Below are 18,079 nucleotides of genomic sequence, written 5' to 3'. Positions count from 1 at the left end.
GCTCGCTTTGCATTGTTCAGATGTGGCGCATCGCGATGCGCCCTACCACTGCAACACTAATAATTAAACCATGCTTGGCTATTGATTGAGACTAATCCTCTGCGCTACCCGGCAAAGTCAGGCGGCCGGTGTGGTAGTCGTATTCGTAGACTTCGCCGTAGCGCCCCCATTCGATCGCGACTTCGAGTACGCGTTTGGCTTCTTTCTCTTTGAGGAATTCCTGCAGCAGATCCAGTACCGGCTGCTCGGCTACACTGCCGCTGGGTTCACGTTCCAGTTCGCGCCGGATATGGGCGACCAGCGGGACATGGGTCAGGCATTGCTGGCCAAAGATGTCCTGCTTCAGCGATTGCTCTGCATGTACATATTGCTGGCCTAATGCGGTCAGCAATATGTCGCCTTTTTCCAGACTAGCCAGACCCAGCATGCTGAGTGCCTCGTAAGTCGGGAACAAATCCTCGTCTGACAATTCAGCTTCTTCCGCCAGTTCCGGCAAATCAGCACGGCCCAGGAAAGGCGCTTCGGCCAGCATATCGAGTATGCCTTCGATACGGCTGATGGTGGTTTCGGGTAAGCGGTAGCCAAGATGCCGCGCTGCCGATTCCGGATGGCTGTCGCTTTGCGCACGCATCGTCATCAAGCCATACACTTCATCAATTAAAGCGCGCACTTCCGGCGAATCCGGATCACGCGGGCGTGGTAAATCAACCGGAATTTCGCAACGTACGGTGCCAGGATCGCTGGTCAGCAATACGATGCGGTCGGCCATCATGACGGCTTCTTCAATATTATGCGAGACAATCAGAATGCCCTTGGTCGGGATTTTTCTCTCCTCCCATAATTCCAGCATATCGTTACGCAGGGTCTCGCCGGTCAGCACATCCAGTGCAGAGAAAGCTTCATCCATCAACAACACATCAGGATTGGTGACCAGCGCCCGCGCAATGCCGACGCGCTGTTTCATACCACCTGACAGTTCGCGAGGCAAAGCGCCACCAAAGCCAGAAAGGCCGATCAGCTCCAGCACCGAATCAGCACGTACTGTGCGCTCTGCCTGCGGCACGCCCTGAGCCTCCAGCCCCAGCTCCACATTCTGCTGCACCGTCAGCCAGGGGAACAGCGCGAAGGATTGAAACACCATCGCAATGCCGGAGACAGGCTGGTTGATTTCACGTTCACGGTATTTGACCTCACCATGATCAGCACTGATCAGGCCGGCCATAATCCGCAATAAGGTGGATTTGCCGGAACCGGATTTCCCTAACAAGGCGACGATTTCGCCTTCTTTTAACTGAAAATCGACTTTATCCAGGATGACCCTGGCCTGCCCGTCCGAGGCAGTGAAGGATTTTGCGACACGCTGTAAATCCAGTAAATTTTTTTGCATCATGGCTTACTCCTTGTGCAGTGCCCGTCTCTTGCAGTCACTGCCGGTCTGTATGTTTGTACGTCGGTATTCATCGCCGGGCCATGCCGCTGGCGATAGTTTGGTTGGTCTATGCGTTGTTGTAGCTGTGCTTTAGCGCAGGTGCTGATCAGCCAGCACATATAATTTGCGCCAGAAAAAGCGATTCAGCAGCATCACAAATACGCACATGACACCGATGCCAAGCGCAATGCGATGAAAGTCGCCTGCTTCCGTCATCTGCTTGATATAGCTGCCCAAGCCATCAGCCATCAGCGTGGTATCGCCCCAGGTCACGTATTCAGCCACGATACTCGCATTCCAGGAGCCACCGCTGGCCGTAATCGCACCGGTGATATAGCTGGGGAACACGGCTGGCAAATACACCCGCTTCCACTTGAGCCAGCCTTTGAGGCCCAGATTATCGGCAGCCAGCCTTAACTCGTTTGGAATCGCTGCGGCACCGGCAATCACATTAAACAGGATGTACCACTGGGTACCAAATACCATCAGCGGACTGAGCCAGATATTCGGCGTTAAATCCAGCTTGACCATCACCAATACCACCAGCGGGAACATCAGATTGACCGGAAATGCGGCAAGAAATTGCGCAATCGCCTGCACCCCTTGCGAATACTTAGGCCGCAAGCCTATCCAGATCGCGACCGGCACCCAGAACAGGGAGGCAATGGCAATCAGCAGCATCACTCGCAACAGCGTCAGCCCGCCCAAACCGACCACATGGGCGACCTCACGCCAACCGACCACGCTATGTATAAACTGCAGCAATTGCAGCGTGGCGACCAGCATGGCGCATACCAGCGCAATATCGAAAGCTCTGGCCAGCCAGGGCAACTGCATGATGCGCCGTTTAGGCCGTGGCACGGTGTCTGGCTGTAGCCGGAACCAAGCTATCATCACCGCCAGTCTGCGCCACATCGCCATACTCAGACGCCTGACCCAGTGGCTGTTACGCATCCAGCGCAAGACCCAGGAGTCGGGTGGAATTTCACCGGGATTTTCTTCAAAGCGGAATTTATCAGCCCAAGCCAGCAAAGGACGGAAAAATAACTGATCGTAGACCAGAATACCTGTCATCATCGCCAGGATGGCCCAGACGATAGCAGTGCCATCGCGTGCATCAATCGCGACGGCAATATACGAACCAATGCCGGGCAGGCGTATGTCTTGCCCGGCGACAGAAATCGCTTCTGCTGCGACCAGGAAAAACCAGCCGCCGGACATGGACATCATCATGTTCCATAACAAACCCGGGATCGCGAATGGCAAATCCAGGCGCCAAAAACGCTGCCAGGGCGAGAGCCGGAATACACTGGCGGCTTCCCGTAATTCCGACGGAATCGTCCGCATGGACTGGTACAGGCTGAATGCCATATTCCAGGCTTGCGAAGTAAAGATCGCAAAAATCGCCGCGCATTCCACACCGAGCAGATTCCCCGGAAAAAAGGCGATGAACGGCGCAATCGCTATCGCCTGAAAACCCAGAATAGGTACCGATTGCAGGATGTCCAGTGCCGGTATCATGACTTTTTCTGCAGTCAGGTATTTTGCTGCAATGGCGGCAAAGATCAGGCTGAATAACAAAGAAAAAGCCAGCGCCGTAAACATGCGCAGTATGGTGCGCAGCAGGTAATACGGCAAATACCAGGGGTCAAGCGAGACTGGCAGCACATCACCGACCGCAAATGGCCGGCTCATTTGCAGCGCAGCAAAGGTCAGCAAGCCCAGCAACGCCAGAAAAACCGGCAATAAAATCCAGTCCCATTTATTGGGTCCGCGTTGCGCCGCGCTATCCGATCCGGATCGCAGAGAAAACAAATTAAACACAGGCACCTCCGCCGAGGTCACAAGAAAAAATACAAAAAACCATGCGTACTCCCCAACCTCAGATCACGTATCTGAAGCCAAACAAATTTACACGCAGACTCAGCAACGCTGCCTTGAGTAGCCAGCGTGACGACGTGAAATCAATTGAAATGTGGGTGAGAGAAGGCGCGCCTGAGCGCAGATCCACTACCCGCCTGATGGCAAGGTAGCAGCGGTCGGACTGCTTACATTGCCATGGTGAAGTCGCAGTAGCGACAACTATAACTATCCACAGAATGAGCTCCGGAAATGATGAAGTCCGCAATGTAACACAAGAGCAAAAACAGAAGCAATATGCTGCAACGCAAAATGCAAGGAATGAACGTATTTTTTGTATCAGCGTCGCTGTCGGATTTGCGATGACAGGAAGGCAGCAATCGCGCAATGTTGTCTACGCTGGTATGGTACAGGACAGGAAGACGCTGGATCCCTGCCTGCGCAGGGATGGCGCGATCTCGGGGATAGCACTTGTTGCTTGTGAAGGCTGCCCCGCAAAGGGGGACGCGAGGCAGGCAGATATGCATACGCAGCCAACCCGCGTGCGCAACTGCTTATGTATTCTGCTTATTTCTTTTGCTGGCTGGCGAATTCGGCAAAAACGTCCAAAATATCGTCGCGTCGGTTTGCTTTGGCAAAATCCTGGGCAGTCTGACCCGCAGCGTTTTTCAAACTGGCGTCCGCGCCCTCTTCCAGCAATAATTTCACGACTGCTTTTTTACCAAACTGCACCGCCATCATCAAAGGCGTGGTTTTATTCGGCGATTCTGTATCGATATACGCATGGTGCTCCAACAGCAAAGCCACCAGCTCGGTCTTACCGCTGGCTGCAGCATAGTGCAAGGCGGTCCAGCCTGGTTGATTGACTTCAGCACCTTTAGCAATCAGCTTTTGTGCGACTTCGGTCTGCCCCAGATAGCTGGCCATCATGAGCGCGGTGTCGCCGTTATTGGCGTGAGCTTCCAGCTGTATGCCCGGCGTATTAATGAGCGCATCCACCACCTTGAACGATTTTTCACGGATTGCCATCATCAGCAAACTTTCGCCACGCTGCGGCTCTTTCGCATTCAGGTCCTGCCCCTTGCGGAATAAGCCCTGCATGCTGCCTACATCATTAAACCTGACGGCGAAAAATAAATCATCAATCTCTGCCGCCTGCACAGCCAGCGTGCCGGTCAGCAATGCAGCAGCGCACAGTGTGCGCACAGATGGCAGTAGCATCATTTAAGCTTCCCTCGCAAATTGAAACAGACGGAAAAAATTCTCGGTGGTGGTTTGCTGTACCTCCAGCACGGAAATACCGCGCAAATCCGCCAAAAACTCGCCGACGTGTTTGACATAGGCCGGTTCGTTCATCTTGCCACGGAAAGGTACCGGTGCCAGATACGGCGAATCAGTTTCGATCAGGATGCGATCCAGCGGCAAGGCTTTGGCGACTGCCTGCAAGTCTTTGGCGCTTTTAAAGGTGAGGATGCCGGAAAAAGAAATATAAAAGCCCATTTCCACCGCAGCCTGCGCAACCTCCAGTGACTCGGTAAAGCAATGCATGACGCCTGCCACACCACCCTGATCGGTACCGGCGCCCTCTTCGCGCATGATACGTATTGTGTCTGCTGAGGCAGCTCTGGTATGGATAATCAGTGGCTTACGGCTCAGGCGTGAAGCGCGTATATGCTGACGAAAGCGCTCACGCTGCCATTCCAGATCGCCTTGTAAGCGGAAGTAATCGAGGCCGGTTTCGCCGATGGCGATAATTTTAGGATGCTGGGCCAGCTCCACCAATTGCTGTGCGCTGGGCTCGGGCGTATCTTCATAATCCGGATGCACGCCGACCGAGGCATAGATATGCGGATACTGCTCAGCCAAGGCCAATACCTGCGGGAAGTCGGGCAAATCCACCGACACACACAAGGCATGGGTGACGCCGTTGTTTTGCATGTTCTGCATCAGCTCAGGCAGTTTGGCGGCAAGCTCAGGAAAATTGATATGGCAATGTGAATCGATATACATGGATAATCAAAAAAAACGGTATTTTGGTCAACAGACCCTAGTGTACGTTAAGGCGCAAGATGGCGCTGTAGCTGTTTGGCGTCAGTCCAAAAAAATGCCGCGTGGTGCGCGGCATTTGAAGACTGAATTGTGCGGCTAATTTGTGTGGCTATTTGTAGGCCTATTTGTGTGCCTGAATCACATCCAGCACAGCCTGTGCTGAGAGATTGGCGGTGTCGCGCAACAGACTGTGATGCATATCCGTAAAGCGTTGTCTGAGCCGGCCTTGTAAGGCATCGTCGTTCAGTTGCTGCCAGATTGCCTCTGCCAGCGCCTGCGGTGTTGCCGCCGATTGCAGGAATTCCGGTACCACAAATTCTTTTTCCAGAATATTCGGTAAGCCTATCCAGGGTTGATAACCCATATGACGCAAAATTTGCCAGGACGCTTCCATCATCTTATAAGCAATGACCATAGGCTTTTTATACAAAGCCACTTCCAGTGAGGCGGTACCTGACGCCACCAACACCGCATCTGCTGCAGCGATCACGGTGTGTGAACGTCCATCGACCAGCAAGACAGGCACACCTTCCAGACCTGCGGCGACCACCAGCTTGATGTAATACGCTCTTTGCTTATTCCCCGCCATCGGTACCACGATCTGTAAATTCGGATCGCGGTCGGTCAGAATTTTAGCGGCGCGGACGAAGGCTTCCGTATTGTATTTAATTTCTGAAATACGGCTGCCCGGTAAAATCGCGACCACTTTGAAGCGCGGATCCAACCCCAGTTCATCACGTGCAGCGGCAGTGTCTATTTCCATAGGGATGACTTGCGCCAGCGGATGGCCGACATAGGTCACCGGAATACCGGCTTGCTGATAAATCTGCTCTTCGAACGGGAAGACCACCAGCATGTGGGAAACCGCTTCAGCGATTTTTTTGATGCGCCCAGCACGCCAGGCCCAGATGGAGGGGCTGATGTAATGCATGGTCGGGATACCGGCTTGCTTGAGCTGAATTTCCAGATCCAGATTGAAGTCAGGCGCATCCACTCCGATAAATACATCTGGGCGCTCATCCAGCAAGCGTTGTTTCAATTGCTTGCGAATGCCGCTGATTTCGCGGTAATGCGCAAGCACTTCAAACAAACCGCGCACAGATAGCTTATCCATAGGCCAGTCATTGACAAAGCCATGTTCCGCCATACGTGGCCCGCCTATGCCATGCATCAGCGAGTCAGGTAATCTGGGGCGCAAACCGGACAGCATGCGCGCCGCCAGCATGTCGCCGGACGTCTCACCGGCGACCATAGAAATAATAGGGCGAGTCACTAGGCTACCCTGTTCAGCGCACAATGCCGCGCGTAGACACATCAAGGAAGCTGCGCATTTGCTGCACAGGGAGCTGCGCCTCAGCACTCAGTTCAGCCGCATAGGCATCCAGACTTTGCTTGGCTTCGTCCAGCGTCAAACCGGATTTGTAAATCAGCTTGTAAGCATGGCGGATCGCATTCAATTGCTCGCGTGTGTAGCCACGGCGTTTCAAGCCTTCCAGATTGACACCGTGTGCCTGTGCCGGATTGCCAGACAACAGCACAAACGGCGGGACGTCCTGCGTCAGGCTGGTATTCATGCCGACAAAAGCATGCGCACCAATCTGACAGAACTGGTGAACTGCTGAAAAGCCGCTCATAATCACCCAGTCACCTACGTGAACATGACCAGCCAAAGCAGCATTATTCGAAAAGATGGTGTGATTGCCGACGACGCAGTCATGCGCAATATGCACATAAGCCAGGAACCAGTTATCGCTGCCGATACGGGTAATCCCTTTATCCTGAACGGTACCGCAGTTGAAGGTACAAAATTCACGGATCAGATTACGGTCGCCGATTTCCAGATAGGTAACTTCACCCCCATACTTTTTATCCTGAGGCGGACCACCAATCGACGAATAAGCATGAAAGTGGTTATCACTGCCTATGGTGGTATGCCCATCGATCACCACATGGGGGCCTATCTTGGTTCTGGCACCTATCTTGACATGCGGACCTATGATGGAATACGGCCCCACCTCTACTGTACTGTCGAGCTGGGCGTTCGGATCAATCAGTGCTGTGGGATGAATAGCCATTACTTCTCCGCTGAGTCGTCAGTGGAGCGCATGGTGCACATCAGTTCGCCCTCGACCGCTAACTGACCGTCTACCGTTGCGCGGGCTTGATATTTCCAGATACCGCGTGCCACTTTCGTGATTTCCACTTCCATTTTTAACTGGTCACCAGGTTCAACCGGGCGTTTAAAACGTGCACCATCAATACCCAGGAAATACACCAGGGTTTTTTCATCCGGTTTTTTTCCCATGGTCAGGAAGGACAATATCGCAGCGGTCTGCGCCATCGCTTCTATCATCAGCACGCCAGGCATGACAGGTTTGTTCGGGAAATGTCCGTTAAAAAACTCTTCATTCGCCGTGACATTTTTAATCGCAGTGATACGCTTACCGCTTTCCCAATCCAATACGCGATCGACTAACAACATCGGATAGCGGTGAGGTAAATATTCTTTGATCTGGTTAATGTCGAGAGAATTCATGATTTGTCTGCTAAAACTTTAATTGTTTTTTCTAATTCGCGAACTTTTTCACGCATGGACGGGAGATTGCGCACGATGACCGCACTCTTCTCCCAGTCTGCGTTTTTCGCTAAAGGGTAAAAACCAGTGTATTGTCCCGGCTCCAGTATCGAGCGCGAAACCATACTACCGGACGAAATATGTACATTGTCGACGATGGTCAGATGCCCAAGCACCATCGCAGCACCGCCAAATGTACAGTGTTTGCCGATTTTTGCACTACCGGCAACGCCGACACATCCTGCCATCGCTGTATGCGCTCCTATATGGCAGTTATGTCCAATTTGAATCTGATTGTCCAGCTTGACACCATCTTCAATGATGGTATCAGCCAGTGCACCACGGTCTATGCTGGTATTGGCCCCGATTTCCACATCGTTACCGATCACCACGCGGCCGGTTTGCGGTATCTTAATCCAGCTGCCTTTTTCATTGGCAAAACCAAAACCATCGGCACCGATCACTGCACCCGAATGAATGATGCCGTGCGTGCCAATGACGCAATAGTCGTACACCGTTGCATTGGCATGTATCAGGGTATGCGCACCGATTTCCACACCGCGACCCACCACCACGCCGGCTTTCAGCACTGCGTGCTCACCGATCACAGCTTCTGCTTCTATACTCACATGCGGACCGATACTGGCAGTCTCATGGACGATAGCCGCCGGGCTGACCCAGGCCGTCGGATGTATCCCCGTCACAGCCGGGATTTTATTGAGTTCAGCAAATAGCTGCGCTGTGCGCGCAAAATAAACGTAAGGATTAGCAAAAACGATGCAAGCGCCCTGATAGCTGCTGCGCACCTGCGCGTAGTCAGCCTCAGTCACGATCAGCGCAGCCGCTTTCGTGCTGGCCGCCTGATGCTTTAATTTTGAATTGGAGAGGAATGTGATCTGACTGGCACCAGCTTCACTCAAAGGAGCGATGCCCGTCACCGTCAATTCAGGAGAACCAATCAATTGACCACCGAAGCGATCGACCAATTCTCCCAGCCGAATGCTTGTGGTGGTCATGATTATTTAGTGAGTGCTTTAAGAACCTTGTCGGTGATATCTATGCGTGGATTGTGGTAGACCGCATCCTGCAACACCAGATCGTATTTTTCAGCTTCTGCGATCTGCTTCACAATCTTGGAGGCACGCTCAAGCAAGGCAGCAATTTCTTCATTTTTACGTTGATTCAGATCTTCGCTGAAGACACGTTGTTTGCGCTTAATATCCTGATCCAGATCAGCCAGTTCGCGCTGACGCTTGATACGGTCGGACTCGCTGAGTACAGGCGCGTCTTTATCAAACTTCTCTGCCAGGATACGGAATTTGTTCGCCATATCCTGCAGATCTTTACTGCGTTTAGAAAACTCCTGCTCTATCTTGATCTCTGCTGCTTTTGCAGGCGCAGATTCACGAATCACACGCTGAGAATCAAAAATAGCGACTTTAGAATCCTGTGCCTGCACTTGAGAGACGCTCACTAAGCAAGCCGCACAAATCATCAAGCGTTGGAACAATTTGGACGGTGTAATCAGTTGACTCAAAATAATCTCCATAACACGAAGCACAGCAAACACATAAAGCAAACATAGCCCACAGAATCAGAACCCAGTACCCATTTGGAACTGGAAGGCCTGTTTCTTATCGCCTTCCTTCGCATTCAGCGCGCGGCCGAAGCTCAGTTTCAAAGGACCTACCGGCGATATCCAGCTTATACCGATACCTGCGCCTAAACGTAAGTCGCTATAACGTATACGTTGACCTTCATCAAACACCTGACCGGCATCTAGGAAAGTGAACCAGCGCAGCGACTTGTCTGCGCCTGGGAATGGCACCTGTAATTCTACATTACCTAAGACCCGTTTAGCACCACCCTGAGAATCACCCTGCGGCGTTCTTGTTCCTAAAGAGGAAGGCTCGTAACCACGCACAGAACCAATACCACCAGCATAGAAGTTTTTAAATACCGGGTAAGGATTACCGCCCAAACCGTGACCGAAATCGAATTCACCGTTCAGTGCCAGCGTCACGGAACGATAAATCGGCTGGAAATATTGCGCCTGATAAATCGCACGATAATAACGGTAGTTACCTAAGGCAGCCAATTCCAGATTAGCGCGCTGATAGCGACCGATAGTCGGCGTCAACACGCTGTCACGGCTATCGCGCTGCCAGGCTACCGTCAACGGATAAGAGCTGGTCGTTGCGGTACCAATACCATACGTTGCCTGGTCCGTGATGTCTTTACCACCGTTACCAAAATTCGCTACATAAGTTTTATACAAATTTGGACTGGTAAAATCGGTCTGCACCTTGGTACGCTCTACACCAATACCAAAGAATACAGTGTCGACTTCAGAGAATGGCACACCGAAACGCAGATTGCCACCTATAGACTGAATCTTATAGTAAGAATAAGAACCCAAAATAGGATTCGTGGTACGCAGGAAGCCATCGACGCTACGACTGATACCGTCATCGGTAAAGTAAGGGTCAGTATGCGCGAGAACGATGGTACGGTTCTGACGGCTGGTATTAATCTCCAGACCTATCGTATCACCGCTGCCAAAGGCATTGGCCTGGCTGACCGAGCCCGACAAAGTCAGGCGCTCAGCACTGGAGTAGCCAGCGCCAAACATCAGATTACCGGTCGGCTTTTCTTTGATACTCAGATTGATATCCACCTGATCGGCACTGGTCGCAACTTCCGGCGTTTCCAGCTTTACGTCGTCGAAATAGCCAAGACGTTCAACGCGGTCACGTGACGCCTTGATCTTGGCACCGTCGTACCAGCTGCTTTCAAACTGACGGAATTCACGGCGTATGACTTCATCTCGGGTACGGGTATTGCCCGCCAGGTTGATACGGCGCACATAGACACGTTTGCCAGCATCGACCGCGACATTGAACGCCACTTCTTTTTTCTCTTTGTCCAGCTGCGGAATCGCATTCACGTTCGCAAAGGCATAACCAAAGTTACCCATGCGCTCAGAAATGCGCTTCGTGCTTTCGGTCAAACGGGCCGCATTATAGACATTGCCTTTTTTGAGCAGCATCAGCGAGGCCAGCTCTTCGTCGCGGCCAAACATATCGCCTTCGAGCTTCACGTCGGAGACCGTGTATTTGTCGCCTTCGGTCAGATTAATCGCGATATAGATATTCTTTTTATCTGGACTAATGGAAATCTGAGTCGATAAAATCTGCATCTCCAGATAACCACGGTTCTGATAAAAGGAAATCAGGGTCTCGATATCGCCGGACAGTTTTTGTTTGGAATACTGATCCGCCTTGGTGTACCAGGAGAACCAGGTAGGCGTGTTCAAAGCCATCAGATCGCGCAATTCGCCATCGGAAAATGCTTTATTGCCGGTGATTTTAATTTCTGCAATACGTGCGATCTCACCCTCATCCACCGCAAACGTTACACGCACACGGTTACGTTCTATCGGAGTGATGGTGGTGGTAATCTGCATGCCATACAAGCCTTTGGACAGGTATTGGCGTTTCAGTTCCTGCTCAGCGCGGTCCACCGTCGCTTTATCGAAAATCCGGGATTCGCCGATGCCGATATCCTTGAGCGCTTTTACCAGTGCGTCTTTTTCAAATTCCTTGGTACCGGTGAACTCGACACCGGCAATGGTTGGACGCTCTTCCAGCAATACAACCAATACACCGTCCTGCTCTTCGATCTGGATGTCTTTGAAAAATCCGGTTGCATATAAAGACTTGATCGCCGTGGTACTCTTGGCATCATCAAATACATCACCGACTTTAACTGGCAGATAACTGAAAACAGTTCCCGCCTCTGTTCTTTGTAAGCCTTCAACCCGTATGTCCTTGACGGTGAATGGCTGGATGGCGAATGCACTACCGGAGCACAGTGCTAAGGCTGCGAGAGCCAGTGAACGACGGCGAAAATGTGGCAAAGTAAAATGCTCTATATGTAATTTCATTGGGTATAAAGTTCTTTCAATACTAGGACTCTGGTAAAACCGATTTCATCCGTTCTGACCTGAAATTCAGCCAGCAAATGCTTCAGTCACATCAGCCCTCAATACTCTCAATATTGCTATCCAGGACACATCACTTATATCAGGCGGGCTATTATGCCACCAAGTCGCCGAAAATCATTAAAAAAAGCTAATGCCATCATGGCGCCCAGCAAGGCGATACCAATCGTCTTGGAAATTTCGACTGCGCGCACCGATAAAGGCTTACCTCTGACGAGTTCCAGCGAATAATACAACAAATGACCACCGTCCAGCATCGGTACCGGCAGTAAATTCATCACACCCAGACTGATACTTACCGCCGCCAGGAATGAAATATAGGTCACTATGCTGATACGTGCGGTCTGTCCCGCATAATCGGCGATCGTGATCGGGCCCGTCACATTACTCAGCGAAGCTTGTCCGGTGAGCAGTTTGCCTATCATTTTTAAATTCAGCCAGGCAGTATCGAAGGTTTTTTCCAGGCTCTTAGGAATCGCTGCCAGTACAGGCACACTGACTTCTTTCATTTCTGGCGCAAGATTCAGCTGCACCTTCAAACGCCCGATACGACGGCCATTCACTTCATCAGCCACTGGTATAGCGCGCAACTCCAGTACAGCCTGTTCACGCAGGACCGTCAGTTGCAGTGCCTGATCCGGGCTCTGATTAACCCGCTCGACAAAATCCACGCCATCCAGCAGAGGCCGCCCATTCACACTCAGGATGCGATCCCCTTCTTGCAAGCCAGCCGCGAACCCCGGCCCATCTTTAAGCACCTGCGTCAGTATCGCAGGTGGCCTGGCTACCGCCATGCCTAACTTACCCAGAAAGTCCTGCTCCAGATCGTCTGCTTTCAAGGTATCTAAAGGCAGATGCACGCGAACACGCGTTGGGTTGGCTCCGGCCTCTGTGCGCTGCACCTCAACACTGGCATCTTGCTTCGCAACCGCAGCCTGCAAAACCAGCCAATGCACGTCATTCCAGCTTTGCACAGCTTTGCCATTAATCGCCAGTATCTGATCTGTATGACGCAAGCCGGACTGCGCCGCCACCGAAGCTGCATTCGCGATGCGCAGATGCGCCAGTGGCTCAGGCGTACCATGAACAAACAGCGCAAAATACAGCAATAGTGCCAACACAAAATTCGCTGCCGGACCCGCCGCTGCGATAATCATGCGCTTCCAGACCGGTTGGCGGGAATAATCGCGCTGACTGTCTTGCTCTGATAACGCAGACTGCGACTCATCCGGATTACTGCTGTCGAGCATACTCACATAGCCGCCAAGCGGTATCATGGAAATCGCCCACTCGGTCTGATCCGGGCCAAAACGGCGCGAAAACAGCACGCGTCCGAAGCCAAACGAGAACCGTAAGACCTTCACACCGCACAAACGCGCAGCCAGATAGTGACCCAGCTCATGGAAGGTCACCAGGCAGCCTATGGTGATCAGAAATGCCAGCGCATTTTGAGAAAATATCATCAGTTCACCAACCCAGCGGCAAAGCGACGCGCCTTTGCATCCACCTCAAGAATCGCCGCCAGATCCTGACAGGCTGTGACTTCTATCGCATCCATGGTTTTAGCGATGATACGGTCTATATCGCGGAAACCGGTTTTCTTATCGAGGAAAGCTTGCACGGCAATTTCATTCGCCGCATTCAGCACTGTGGGTGCAGAACCACCGGCACGCAAGGCCTGATACGCGAGTGCCAGGCAAGGGAAACGTTGAAAATCCGCCTTTTCAAAATGCAGCTTCGCCACCTGAACCAAATCCAGCGGCGCTACGCCAGAGTCGATACGCTCAGGATAAGCAAGACCGTAAGCAATCGGCGTACGCATATCCGGATTCCCCATTTGCGCCAACACTGAGCCATCGTTATACGACACCATGGAGTGGATCACACTTTGTGGATGGATCACCACCTCAATATCATCAGCCGGCGCATTAAACAGCCAGTGCGCCTCAATGACCTCCAGACCCTTATTCATCATGGTCGCGGAATCGACGGAGATCTTGCGCCCCATGACCCAGTTAGGATGCGCCACTGCCTGTTCCGGCGTCACGTCAGTCAGCGTCTCGACAGCACGATGCAGGAAAGGACCGCCGGACGCGGTCAATACAATTTTACGCACACCATGTTGCTGCATATTGCCCTGATACTGGCGCGGCAAGCACTGAAAAATCGCATTATGCTCGCTGTCGATAGGCAGCAGGCTGGCACCAGACTCCGCGATCGCGTCCATAAACAACTGGCCAGACATCACCAGTGCCTCTTTATTGGCGAGTAAAACCTTCTTCCCTGCGCGTGCTGCTGCCAGCGATGCCGGCAAGCCAGCCGCACCCACAATAGCAGCCATGACCATATCCACTTCAGTCGCAGAAGCCGCACGGCATAAGGCGTCCGGGCCAAATTCGACCTGTATGCCAGTCAGACCCGCTGCGGCCAAACCCTGATGCAAGGCATCCGCCGCCGCCGCTGTACCCACGATAGCCAGCGCCGGCTGAAATACCCGGCATTGCTCCAGCAGTTTATCGACCTGGCTATGTGCGGTCAGCGCATGAACGGCATAGCGTTCCGGATGGCGTGCGACGACATCCAGCGTTGAGACACCGATGGAACCGGTAGAACCCAGTACGCAAATTTTTTGAGTAGTAGCCATAACAAGCAAAATAAAACGAAATCAGTGAATAATATTCAGATAAGCGCAAATCAGCGCAACCAGAGGCAGTACAGGAATCAACGCATCGACGCGATCCAGTACACCGCCATGACCAGGCAAGAGCTGGCTGCTATCTTTCATGCCGGCACGACGCTTGAGCATAGACTCAAACAAGTCCCCCACGACGCTGGCGGCAGAAATCAACAACATCACAGCGACAAAAATCAATGCGCCTTTCGCCTGCATTAACTGCGCAGCAAAGGTATCCTGCAATGCAGGCAGCAAAGTCGATGCTGCAGTCAACCCAAGCACCGCAACCGCACCGCCCAGCGCTCCTTCCCAGGACTTACCCGGCGAAATGCCAGGCGCGAGTTTTCGCTTACCAAAAGCCTTACCTGCAAAATAGGCGCCGATATCAGCAATCCATACGATCGCCATCACCGATAACAAAAATAGAGCAGAACGCTGATATAACACCGCGATGGCGACAAAGCAGCCGAACACGACGATGCCGTACAGCGTACTCAGTATGCCATTCGAATAGCCAAAATCCTTAGGGAGGCCTTTGTACAATAAAGGCAGCAAACGCAGCACCCAGAATGCGACACACAACGCAAACAACAATACGGTGGAAAAATCACGCAGATGGAACAGCACATAAGCAAAAAAAGCCGTCCAGACCACGCTCATAGGTATCGGTAGCGGCTTCTTGAACAGGCGCTGACACTCCCAGATCGCCGCCGCAAAAAATGCAGAGATCACTACTGAAAATAACAGAAAGTTACCTGAAAATAAGGTGGGAATCAGGATGGCCAACAAGACCAGTGCAGTGATAATCCGGGTTTTTAACATGATGAGCTATACCGCAAGCATCAATACCATCAACGGTGGCAGAATGCTGCATGATTGAATGTGAACGCACAAAAAGAAACGTGACGGAATGGCCAGTGATTTTCAGAGCAGGCTGAAAAAAACAGGCCAATCCGTCACGGATCCGGTTTATTCTGACAAAGATAAAAGATGATCTATCATGCAGAATCAAATTTATACCGTCAACACTTCTTTTTCTTTTTCTGCCAACAGCTTGTCCACTTCAGCAACAAATTTATCTGTCAGCTTCTGGATATCATCCTGTGCGCGGCGCTCATCGTCTTCAGAGCACTCTTTATCCTTGAGCATTTTTTTCAGGGATTCATTGGCATCGCGACGGATATTACGAACCGCAATTTTCGCGCCCTCACCTTCGGTCTTGACCAGCTTGACCATTTCTTTACGGCGCTCTTCAGTCAGCGGCGGTGTAGGTACACGAATCATGTCACCCTGGCTGGATGGATTCAGACCCAGATCGGAATCACGAATCGCCTTTTCAATTGTGCTCAGCATTTTCTTTTCCCAAGGCTGCACACCGATCGTGCGCGCATCAATCAGCGTCACATTGGCAACCTGAGAAATATTGGTCGGAGAACCATAATAGTCCACCATGACGTGATCGAGAATACCGGTATGAGCACGGCCAGTGCGCACTTTAGCCAGATCAGCTTTGAGAGTCTCTATCGACTTCTGCATCCTTTGATCGGTATTTTTTTTAATATCTGCTACGGACATACTTACCTCCAAACATCAGTGCGGGAATCATTTGGCATCCCGCACAGGAAATTGATTAATGCAAAAGCCAGAATTATACGTGTACTAATGTGCCTTCGTCTGCACCCAGAATGACATTCTTTAATGCACCTGGTTTGACGATAGAAAACACTTTGATCGGCAGCTTCTGGTCGCGGCACAATGCAAATGCAGTCGCATCCATTACCTGCAGGTGACGGGAGATTGCCTCATCAAACGAGATAGTGGAAAAACGGGTCGCATTCGGATCTTTTTTCGGATCAGCCGTGTAAACTCCGTCAACCTTAGTCGCTTTCAACACGATTTCTGCACCGATTTCAGAGCCACGCAGCGCTGCCGCAGTATCTGTGGTGAAGAAAGGATTGCCGGTACCGGCCGCGAACACGACGACTTTACCTTCTTCCAAATATTGCAGTGCCTTAGGACGCACATAAGGCTCTACGACCTGCTCGATACCAATCGCGGACATCACACGGGCAGTCAGACCCACCTGGCGCATTGCATCAGCCAATGCCAGAGAATTCATGACAGTTGCCAGCATACCCATGTAATCGGCTGTTGCACGATCCATGCCTTGCGCACCAGGCGCCACGCCACGGAAAATATTACCACCACCAATAACAATCGCCAGCTCCACGCCCATGCGTGAAACTTCGGCAACGTCTGCCACCATACGCTCTATCGTTGCACGATTGATGCCAAATGGATCATCGCCCATCAGGGCTTCGCCGGAGAGCTTCAAGAGCACACGCTTATACGCAGGTTTTGTCATGATAGGACTCCTTCAGAAATTAAAAATAAAAACAAAAATAAACTTGCTGATTTGCTTTGAACACCAGGTACAAGCTGAGCCATCAAGATGTACAAGGCAAATTAGCCTGTTTGAGCGCGTAATTGCTGAGCTTAAAAAAACGGGCCTTTCGGCCCGTTTTCTTTAATGCCAGATTACGCTTGTTTTGCTGCTGCAACCTGCGCTGCAACTTCAGCTGCGAAATCGTCGACTTTCTTTTCAATGCCTTCACCAACAACAAACATGGTGAATGCTTTGACAGATGCGCCGGATGCTTTGAGCATCTGTTCAACGGTTTGCTTGTCGTTTTTAACGAAAGGCTGGTTCAACAGAGAAACTTCTTTCAGGAACTTCTGCACAGAACCTTCAACCATTTTCGCTGCGATATCCGCTGGCTTGCCGGATTCTGCTGCTTTTTGTTCTGCAACTGAACGCTCTTTTTCGATCAGTTCTGCAGGAACCTGTTCTGTAGACAGGGAAACTGGTTTCATCGCAGCGATGTGCATCGCTACGTCTTTACCGATTTGTTCTTCTGCTGCGTCAAACTCAACTACAACACCGATACGTGTGCCGTGCAGGTAAGAAGTCAGTTTGGACTGAGTTTCGAAACGTACGAAACGGCGGATAGACATGTTTTCACCGATTTTACCAACCAGTGCTGCACGTACTTCTTCCACTGTTTTGCCGTCGAGTGGCAATGCGCCCAATGCTGCAACGTCTGCAGGATTGTGTTCAGCAACCAGCTTAACGCAAGTGTTTGCCAGAGCGATGAAGTCATCGTTCTTAGTCACGAAGTCGGTTTCGCAGTTGATTTCGATCAACGCGCCAACATTACCAGAGATATAGGAAGCAACTACGCCTTCTGCAGTAATACGGGAAGACGCTTTAGAAGCTTTGCTACCCAGTTTTACACGCAGAATCTCTTCCGCACGGTCCATATCACCATCAGCCTCTGTCAATGCTTTTTTGCATTCCATCATAGGGGCATCAGTCTTTGCGCGCAGTGCGCCAACCATCGCTGCTGTAATCGCTGCCATGTCATTCTCCTAATTCATTAGTGCCAACGGACACTGATCATCAAATTTAGTTTAAAAAAAAGGGCGAAC

General features: G+C 51.5%; 16 protein-coding genes. All 16 read right to left on the bottom strand.

All coding sequences use genetic code 11. The features are described from left to right. Positions 1 to 91: 91 nt before the first annotated feature. The 16 genes from H8K47_RS09460 to tsf all read right to left on the bottom strand — a co-directional run bounded on the left by H8K47_RS09460 (position 92) and on the right by tsf (position 18,010). A complete protein-coding gene (locus H8K47_RS09460; RefSeq protein ID WP_186881155.1) occupies positions 92 to 1,390 on the bottom strand; it encodes an ABC transporter ATP-binding protein in 1,299 nt (432 codons plus the stop codon). A gap of 129 nt (positions 1,391 to 1,519) precedes the next feature. Then, on the bottom strand, positions 1,520 to 3,253 hold the full coding sequence (locus tag H8K47_RS09455) for an ABC transporter permease (RefSeq protein ID WP_329604161.1): 1,734 nt from the start codon (positions 3,251 to 3,253) through the stop codon (positions 1,520 to 1,522). Positions 3,254 to 3,856: 603 nt separating this feature from the next. Further along, positions 3,857 to 4,513 (bottom strand): ankyrin repeat domain-containing protein, encoded by a 657-nt coding sequence (locus H8K47_RS09450; RefSeq protein WP_230410178.1) that lies wholly within the window; start codon positions 4,511 to 4,513, stop codon positions 3,857 to 3,859. Further along, positions 4,514 to 5,299, bottom strand: coding sequence for a TatD family hydrolase (locus tag H8K47_RS09445; RefSeq protein WP_186881154.1), 786 nt, complete (start codon positions 5,297 to 5,299; stop codon positions 4,514 to 4,516). Positions 5,300 to 5,459: 160 nt separating this feature from the next. Next, complete coding sequence (gene lpxB / locus H8K47_RS09440; RefSeq protein ID WP_408057888.1) at positions 5,460 to 6,653, bottom strand: lipid-A-disaccharide synthase; 1,194 nt, start codon at positions 6,651 to 6,653, stop codon at positions 5,460 to 5,462. Beyond that, positions 6,625 to 7,413, bottom strand: coding sequence for an acyl-ACP--UDP-N-acetylglucosamine O-acyltransferase (lpxA, locus tag H8K47_RS09435; protein WP_186881153.1), 789 nt, complete (start codon positions 7,411 to 7,413; stop codon positions 6,625 to 6,627). Before lpxA ends, lpxB begins: the two co-directional genes overlap by 29 nt. Then, positions 7,413 to 7,874, bottom strand: coding sequence for a 3-hydroxyacyl-ACP dehydratase FabZ (gene fabZ / locus H8K47_RS09430; protein ID WP_162018449.1), 462 nt, complete (start codon positions 7,872 to 7,874; stop codon positions 7,413 to 7,415). The genes lpxA and fabZ overlap by 1 nt, the downstream gene beginning before the upstream one ends. After that, entirely contained in the window at positions 7,871 to 8,929 is a 1,059-nt protein-coding gene (gene lpxD, locus H8K47_RS09425; RefSeq protein ID WP_186881152.1) for a UDP-3-O-(3-hydroxymyristoyl)glucosamine N-acyltransferase, read from the bottom strand. The genes fabZ and lpxD overlap by 4 nt, the downstream gene beginning before the upstream one ends. A gap of 2 nt (positions 8,930 to 8,931) precedes the next feature. Beyond that, complete coding sequence (locus H8K47_RS09420) at positions 8,932 to 9,462, bottom strand: OmpH/Skp family outer membrane protein (protein WP_186881151.1); 531 nt, start codon at positions 9,460 to 9,462, stop codon at positions 8,932 to 8,934. 45 nt (positions 9,463 to 9,507) lie between these two features. Then, the gene (gene bamA / locus H8K47_RS09415) at positions 9,508 to 11,859 is read right to left on the bottom strand and encodes an outer membrane protein assembly factor BamA (RefSeq protein WP_186881150.1); all 2,352 of its coding nucleotides are present in this window, start codon (positions 11,857 to 11,859) and stop codon (positions 9,508 to 9,510) included. A 134-nt stretch (positions 11,860 to 11,993) separates the two neighbouring features. Next, entirely contained in the window at positions 11,994 to 13,379 is a 1,386-nt protein-coding gene (rseP, locus tag H8K47_RS09410) for an RIP metalloprotease RseP (RefSeq protein ID WP_186881149.1), read from the bottom strand. Next, positions 13,379 to 14,560, bottom strand: a complete 1,182-nt coding sequence (gene ispC, locus H8K47_RS09405) for a 1-deoxy-D-xylulose-5-phosphate reductoisomerase (RefSeq protein WP_186881148.1) — start codon at positions 14,558 to 14,560, stop codon at positions 13,379 to 13,381. The genes rseP and ispC overlap by 1 nt, the downstream gene beginning before the upstream one ends. A gap of 21 nt (positions 14,561 to 14,581) precedes the next feature. Further along, positions 14,582 to 15,412 carry a phosphatidate cytidylyltransferase gene (locus tag H8K47_RS09400; RefSeq protein ID WP_186881147.1) on the bottom strand — a complete coding sequence of 277 codons (831 nt, stop codon included), beginning with the start codon at positions 15,410 to 15,412 and terminating at the stop codon, positions 14,582 to 14,584. A gap of 192 nt (positions 15,413 to 15,604) precedes the next feature. Further along, positions 15,605 to 16,165 carry a ribosome recycling factor gene (frr, locus tag H8K47_RS09395; protein ID WP_186881146.1) on the bottom strand — a complete coding sequence of 187 codons (561 nt, stop codon included), beginning with the start codon at positions 16,163 to 16,165 and terminating at the stop codon, positions 15,605 to 15,607. A 73-nt stretch (positions 16,166 to 16,238) separates the two neighbouring features. After that, positions 16,239 to 16,955, bottom strand: coding sequence for a UMP kinase (pyrH, locus tag H8K47_RS09390; RefSeq protein WP_162018442.1), 717 nt, complete (start codon positions 16,953 to 16,955; stop codon positions 16,239 to 16,241). 173 nt (positions 16,956 to 17,128) lie between these two features. Continuing rightward, positions 17,129 to 18,010, bottom strand: a complete 882-nt coding sequence (gene tsf, locus H8K47_RS09385) for a translation elongation factor Ts (RefSeq protein WP_162018441.1) — start codon at positions 18,008 to 18,010, stop codon at positions 17,129 to 17,131. Between the last annotated feature and the right edge of the window lie 69 nt (positions 18,011 to 18,079).

This window comes from Cognatundibacterium rugosum, from assembly GCF_014284365.1.
In the GTDB taxonomy this organism is placed as follows: domain Bacteria; phylum Pseudomonadota; class Gammaproteobacteria; order Burkholderiales; family Burkholderiaceae_D; genus Undibacterium; species Undibacterium rugosum.
The sequence above is the reverse complement of the archived record's forward strand: the minus strand, read 5'-3'. Positions and strand labels throughout refer to the sequence as shown.